The organism is Ruegeria sp. I1 (assembly GCF_056532675.1).
Map to the genome: position 1 here is coordinate 1 of NZ_JBQFNM010000021.1, position 6,346 is coordinate 6,346.

At 57.9% G+C, this 6,346-nt stretch carries 6 protein-coding genes; 5 read left to right on the forward strand and 1 reads right to left on the reverse strand.

From position 1 onward, the window contains the following. Positions 1-79 precede the first annotated feature (79 nt). Positions 80-1,255 (reverse strand): acetyl-CoA C-acyltransferase family protein, encoded by a 1,176-nt coding sequence (locus tag ACR0DH_RS20050; protein ID WP_480551519.1) that lies wholly within the window; start codon positions 1,253-1,255, stop codon positions 80-82. Between the two features lie 116 nt (positions 1,256-1,371). Here ACR0DH_RS20050 and ACR0DH_RS20055 point away from each other — a divergent pair, with 116 nt between their 5' ends. The 5 genes from ACR0DH_RS20055 to ACR0DH_RS20075 all read left to right on the forward strand — a co-directional run bounded on the left by ACR0DH_RS20055 (position 1,372) and on the right by ACR0DH_RS20075 (position 6,053). Continuing rightward, on the forward strand, positions 1,372-1,935 hold the full coding sequence (locus tag ACR0DH_RS20055; protein WP_170537106.1) for an XRE family transcriptional regulator: 564 nt from the start codon (positions 1,372-1,374) through the stop codon (positions 1,933-1,935). A gap of 107 nt (positions 1,936-2,042) precedes the next feature. Next, positions 2,043-3,227 (forward strand): glycine C-acetyltransferase, encoded by a 1,185-nt coding sequence (locus ACR0DH_RS20060; RefSeq protein WP_480551517.1) that lies wholly within the window; start codon positions 2,043-2,045, stop codon positions 3,225-3,227. A 14-nt stretch (positions 3,228-3,241) separates the two neighbouring features. Further along, entirely contained in the window at positions 3,242-4,270 is a 1,029-nt protein-coding gene (gene tdh / locus ACR0DH_RS20065) for an L-threonine 3-dehydrogenase (RefSeq protein ID WP_480551557.1), read from the forward strand. 64 nt (positions 4,271-4,334) lie between these two features. Then, a complete protein-coding gene (locus ACR0DH_RS20070) occupies positions 4,335-5,222 on the forward strand; it encodes a tryptophan 2,3-dioxygenase (RefSeq protein WP_480551515.1) in 888 nt (295 codons plus the stop codon). 3 nt (positions 5,223-5,225) lie between these two features. After that, on the forward strand, positions 5,226-6,053 hold the full coding sequence (locus ACR0DH_RS20075) for an alpha/beta hydrolase (RefSeq protein ID WP_480545171.1): 828 nt from the start codon (positions 5,226-5,228) through the stop codon (positions 6,051-6,053). Positions 6,054-6,346: the final 293 nt, after the last annotated feature.

Consider the following 6,346-nt stretch of genomic DNA (forward strand, 5'->3'; position numbering starts at 1 on the left):
CTGACATAAAATTGGGGGGGGGGGGGTCACGGGCCAGGCGAGGGTGGGGGGGCACACAGCCCCCAAACCCGATCTCAGATCAAAGCCGCTCAATGGCAAGGGCGATGCCCTGGCCGCCCCCGATGCACATGGTAATCAATCCTTTCGACCCCCCCGTGCGCTCCAGCTCGTACAGCGTCTTCAAAGTGATAATTGCACCCGTCGCACCTACCGGATGCCCCAGCGCGATCGCGCCACCGTTTGGGTTCACCTTCGCAGCGTCGAGCCCAAGTTCCTGATTGACCGCCAAAGCCTGCGAAGCGAAGGCCTCGTTGCTTTCGATCACATCAAAGTCTTCCGCTGACAATCCGGTCTTCTTCAACAGGTTCTGAACCGCTGGAACCGGGCCAATCCCCATGACCTCGGGCCGGACGCCCGCATGAGCATATCCCAACACCCGAGCCTTGGGCTTCAACCCGGCCTTCTCCGCCGCATCTGCCGTGGCCAGAACCATCGCCGCCGCGCCGTCATTGATGCCCGAGGCATTGCCTGCCGTCACGCGCCCCTCTTTCTTGAATACCGGGCGCAGACCAGCCAGCGCTTCGGCGGTGGTAGCTTTGGGGTGTTCGTCCACCACAAAGTCAACCATGTCCCGCTTAACCTTGACCTGAACCGGCGCGATCTGGCTTTCGAAATATCCCGCCTCAATCGCAGCCGCCGCTCGGGTCTGGCTGCTCAGGGCGAACGCATCCATCTGTTCACGGCTGATCTGATGCTCATCCGCAACGTTTTCAGCGGTAACTCCCATATGGCCGGTTCCGAATGGGCAGTTCAGCGCGCCCAGCATCATGTCCAGCGAAGAAACGTCACCCATCTTCGCTCCCCACCGCGCTTGAGGCACGATATAGGGGCTGCGCGACATGCTTTCGGCACCGCCTGCTACCGCAAAATCCGCATCTCCCAGCATCAGCGCCTGCACCGCTGACACAATGGCCTGCGCACCAGAACCACACAGACGGTTCACATTCATTGCAGGTGTCCCGTTCGGGATCCCGGCCTGCATTGCTGCAACCCGCGACAGGTACATATCGCGCGGCTCGGTATTGATTACATGACCAAAGACAACTGTCCCGATCTGGGCACCTTCAACACCCGAACGCTCAAGCGCTGCTTCGGTCGCCACCGTGGCCAGATCAATCGGCGCGGTCGAGGCCAATGCACCACCAAAGGTGCCAATTGCGGTGCGCGCACCGTCGAGAATTACGATATCGGTCATGGGACAATCCTCCTTAATTTGCACTTACTATGCACCCGCTGAATGACCCTGTCGCGCAAGACGTCCCGTCACGGTCAGAATTGACATCCGCTCGCACAACACGCATGGATTCCGTCATGACGGAAAACACTGACGATATCCTGACCCGCCTGCCCGCCCGCCTGAAAGAGGCGCGCCGCGCCAAAGGTCTGTCGCTTGAGGCCGTGGCCAATCTCAGCGGTGTCTCGCGGTCCATGGTCAGCCAGATCGAACGCGGCGAAAGCAGCCCCACCATCTCGACCCTGTGGAATCTGACCCGCGCCTTGCAGGTCGATTTCGCGGGCCTTCTGGACGATGCCAACAACACCGACCAGATCGAAGTTTTGCGTCAGGCCGAAGTGCCCAGCATCGACAATATGGGCGAGAAATGCCGCATCCGCATCCTCTCTCCTCCGGAGGAAGCCGGAGGGCATGAGGTCTATGACATCCAGTTCGAAGCCGGTGGAACGCTGAACAGCCAGCCGCATGCGCGGGGGGCACGGGAACAGCTGACCGTGCTTGAAGGTGCTGTCCGTATCACCTCTGGCGCCGCGGTTTCCGAACTGCGCCAAGGCGATACCGCGCGGTATGCCGCCGATATTGCGCATTGCATTTCTGCGATTGATGCAGCGCGCGTCTTCTTGATCGTCAAGAACGCCTAACCTGCAAAATCCGTCTTCACGGATATTTTTCCCGAATATTGTATTTCCCCTATTTGGGAAACGTATCCGTTATGCTAGATATGCGACTCAGTTGATCGGAGGTCGCCATGGCAGATGCATTCTTATCTCACATCACGGACACACTCGCGCAAATCGAATCCGAGGGCTTGTATAAACGTGAACGCATGATCACCTCGCCACAGGGCGGTGAGATCACGGTGGGCGACCGTCAAGTCATCAACCTGTGCGCCAATAACTACCTTGGTCTGGCGGATCATCCCGCACTGATCAAAGCAGCAACCAATGCGATGGAGCCCAAAGGCTTTGGCATGGCCTCCGTTCGGTTCATCTGCGGCACCCAGGACATTCACCAGGAGTTGGAACAGAAGCTGGCCGGGTTCCTGAACAAGGACGACGCGATCCTGTTCGCTGCCTGTTTTGACGCAAACGGAGGGCTGTTCGAACCACTGCTGGGCCCCGAGGATGCTATCATCTCCGACAGTCTTAACCACGCCTCGATCATCGACGGGGTGCGGTTGTGCAAGGCCAAGCGCTATCGCTACATAAACAATGACATGAACGATCTGGAGGCCTGGTTGAAACAGGCCCGTGACGACGGCGCGCGGCATATCATGATCGCCACCGATGGCGTTTTCTCGATGGATGGGTATCTGGCCAACCTACTAAAAATCCGCGAACTGGCCGACAAATACGATGCGATTGTCATGGTCGATGACTGCCACGCCACCGGTTTCATGGGGCCTAACGGGGCTGGTACGCCAGATTACTTCGGCGTCGATGTGGATATTCTGACGGGAACTTTGGGTAAGGCACTTGGGGGGGCAATCGGCGGCTATATCGCTGGGCCGCAACCAGTGATCGACCTGCTGCGGCAGCGGGCGCGGCCCTATCTGTTCTCAAACTCGCTGCCGCCCTCCATCGTCGCCGCCGGGCTAGAGGCGATCCGGCTGGTCGAAGAAGGTGACATGCTGCGCGCCCAGCTGTTCGGCAACGCCAAGTACTGGCGCGCCGGGCTAGAGAATCTGGGGTTTGATCTGCTGCCCGGGGAACATCCGATCATCCCCGTCATGCTGGGTGAGGCTCAGCTGGCACAGGACATGGCAGCAAAGCTGTTTGAGGAAGGCGTCTATGTCTCGGGCTTCTTCTTCCCGGTTGTCCCACGCGGGCAAGCGCGGATCAGAACGCAAATGAATGCGGCCCTGACGCGCGAGGAGCTGGATCGCGCCTTGGCTGCCTTTGGCAAGGTCGGCAAGGACCTGGGAGTGATCTGATGCGCCCCAACACGATGAAAGCACTGGAGAAGTCTAAGCCCGAGGAAGGGTTGTGGATGGTGCAGGCCCCAGTGCCCGAGATTAGACCGGACGAGGTACTGATCCGCATCAACAAAACCGGCATCTGCGGCACAGATATTCACATCTGGAATTGGGACGACTGGGCCGCCGAGACCGTACCGGTCCCCATGATCACTGGCCACGAATTCGCCGGTGAGATCGTCGAGATCGGGCGCAACGTAACCGGACTTGAGATCGGCCAACGTTGCTCGGGTGAGGGTCATCTGATCGGAACTGACAGTCGCCAGAGTCGCGCGGGCAAGTTTCACCTAGACCCTGGAACGCGCGGGATTGGCGTAAACGAACAGGGTGCCTTTGCGCAGTATCTGAAATTGCCCGCCTTCAACGTTGTACCCTTGCCAGAGGACGTACCGGACGAAATCGGCGCGATCCTCGATCCGCTGGGCAACGCCGTTCACACCGCACTTAGCTTCGATCTGCTGGGTGAAGATGTCCTTATCACCGGCGCAGGTCCAATCGGTATCATGGCCGCCGCCGTCGCCCGCCACGCCGGTGCCCGGCATGTGGTGATCACTGATATCAACCCCGACCGCCTGACCCTGGCCCAACACGTGGTGCCGACCCTGCGTACTGTCGATGTCACCAAAGAAGACCTGCAGGATGTCATCACCGAACTGGGCATGCAGCAGGGCTTTGACGTCGGGCTTGAGATGTCGGGCTCGCAAATTGCATTGGACCAGATGGTCGAGGCCTTAGTGATGGGCGGAAAGATTGCCCTGCTGGGTATCCCCCCGGGCAAATCCCCGGTCGATTGGTCCCGGATCGTATTCAAAGCCATTACCATCAAGGGTGTCTACGGGCGCGAGATGTTTGAGACCTGGTACAAAATGATTGCCATGTTGCAGAACGGTTTGGATGTCAGCCGTGTGATCACCCATCGCTATGGCGTGGACGACTTTGACAAAGGCTTTGCAGCCATGAAATCGGGCCAATCCGGAAAGGTTGTTCTGGACTGGACTTGAACCACTGGAAAGTTGCAAACGCAGCCTCTACACACGTAGCAAACAGCACAGGTGGGGAGGCAGCATGAGCGACAAAGCCAATGAAGACCGGTATCTTGAGCGCGGGATTGAGGACTCTCTGGTCACCGATTTCGCCGAAACCCATCGCAAAAGCTATGGCGACTTTCTGCAACTCAAGACCCTGCTGAACCTGCAACGTACGTTTCAGGACCCGGCCCAGCCCGATGAAATGCTGTTCATCATCATCCATCAGGTCAGCGAGTTGTGGCTGAAGCTGATGCATCACCAACTGGTCGAAGTACGGCACTTTTTGCAGCAGGATGAGTTCGGCCCGGCGATGAAGAACATCGACCGGATCAAAGCCATTCAACGGCAGTTGATCACAGCATGGGAAACCCTGCTGACCATGACACCTGCCGATTACATGACATTCCGTCAGGCCCTTGGCAGTTCGTCCGGCTTTCAAAGCTACGGGTATCGCCAGATCGAATTCATTCTGGGTAACAAGGATGCTTCGACCCTGAAGGTTCATGAACATGATCCCGAGGTCATGAAACAGTTGAACGCGGCGCTAACAAAACCGTCGCTGTATGATGAGGTGTTGCATATGCTTGCGCGCCAGGGCTTCGACGTTCCGCAAGACCTGTTGGACCGCGATTATGCTCAGCCCTATTCGGGGGACCCTCGCATCGTGAAAATCTGGGCGCAGGTGTACAGCGATACCGACCGGTATTGGCAGCTGTATGCGCTGGCAGAAAAGCTGATGGATGTGGAATCGCTGTTCCAGCGCTGGCGCTTCGATCATGTCACAGCGGTTGAACGGGTGATCGGCAACCAACCCGGCACCGGAGGGTCCAGCGGCGTTTCTTTCTTGCGCAAGGCCTTGGATTTGCGGTTCTTCCATGATCTCTACGATGTACGTACCGAGTTAATGTACACAGATCAGGAGTAGGTGATGCTGTATCGCGGATTTACCCAGTCCGAGCTGGAGCAAGAGTATTCCCCCAGTTCTATGGTTGGCGGCGACCTCACACCCTATCTGAACAGCTATGCCGCCCTGAGTGCACAACACCGGGCCCAAATGACGGTGCAAGAGAACCTCGCCTATGGCGGAAGCCCAACTCAGGTTCTGGATTTCTTTCCGGCGAAAGGCGCTGGCGCGCCGCTGCATGTGTTCATTCATGGCGGATACTGGCAGGCGCTCAGCCAGCGCGAGTCGGCAATGATGGCCCCGGCCTTGATCGAAGCCGAACAGTCTTTTGCAACGCTGAACTACACGCTCGCCCCCGGCGCCCGCATCGGAGATATGGTCGAAGAATGCAGCAACGCGTTGTTGTGGCTGGCCTCGCAGGCCGAAACGCTTGGATTTGATCCCTCGCGGATCACCTTATCAGGGCACAGCGCAGGCGCGCACCTGGCCAGTATGGTCATGGCACGTTCAGCCAACGATCTGGCCCGCGCCGGGTTACGGGTGCGTGATGTGATCCTGATAAGCGGGGTTTATGATCTGGAACCGATCAGCCTGACCCCGGTGAACGACCCGCTGCAACTAACCCCGGTCGAGGTGAACGACCTGTCGCCCATCCGCCACCTCCCCCGCCCCGGCCCGCGCTACCACGTGACCGTGGCCGAAAGGGACACGCCCGAGTTCATCCGCCAAAGCCGGGAATACGCGGAACTGCTACGCAAAGCCGGGCATGCCGTCAGTTTCGACCTGAAAAAGGGGATGCAGCATTTCGACATCATCATGCATTCGGGGACGTTTTTGGCAGTGTCACGGTAGGCAGAGTATTGGACTTCGGTCAGATTTTTCTCCGCATCTTAGACCGATACAACCGTCACCAACCATACTTTTTGGGCAGAGCTTCGAATGTCTGCTTGGAGCCCTGAGTTACTGCTCATCTTCTAACCAAAATCTGCGAAAATGGCGCATATCAGTTTTTTGAATAGGAACGTAGAAGGTCAGAACCATGAAGAAATGGGTTCTAGGGTCAGGACCCATTGATTTCCGCGTTGGTGCATGATTCACGGTTCGAAAAACGAGCGGTGACCATGTCTGATCTTTTCTGGCTCACA

Coding starts and splice junctions, on each gene's coding strand:
- ACR0DH_RS20075 (WP_480545171.1), top strand. CDS start 5,226: ATGCTGTATCGCGGATTTACCCAGTCCGAGCTGGAGCAAGAGTATTCC.
- ACR0DH_RS20070 (WP_480551515.1), top strand. CDS start 4,335: ATGAGCGACAAAGCCAATGAAGACCGGTATCTTGAGCGCGGGATTGAG.
- ACR0DH_RS20050 (WP_480551519.1), bottom strand. CDS start 1,255: ATGACCGATATCGTAATTCTCGACGGTGCGCGCACCGCAATTGGCACC.
- ACR0DH_RS20055 (WP_170537106.1), top strand. CDS start 1,372: ATGACGGAAAACACTGACGATATCCTGACCCGCCTGCCCGCCCGCCTG.
- tdh (WP_480551557.1), top strand. CDS start 3,242: ATGAAAGCACTGGAGAAGTCTAAGCCCGAGGAAGGGTTGTGGATGGTG.
- ACR0DH_RS20060 (WP_480551517.1), top strand. CDS start 2,043: ATGGCAGATGCATTCTTATCTCACATCACGGACACACTCGCGCAAATC.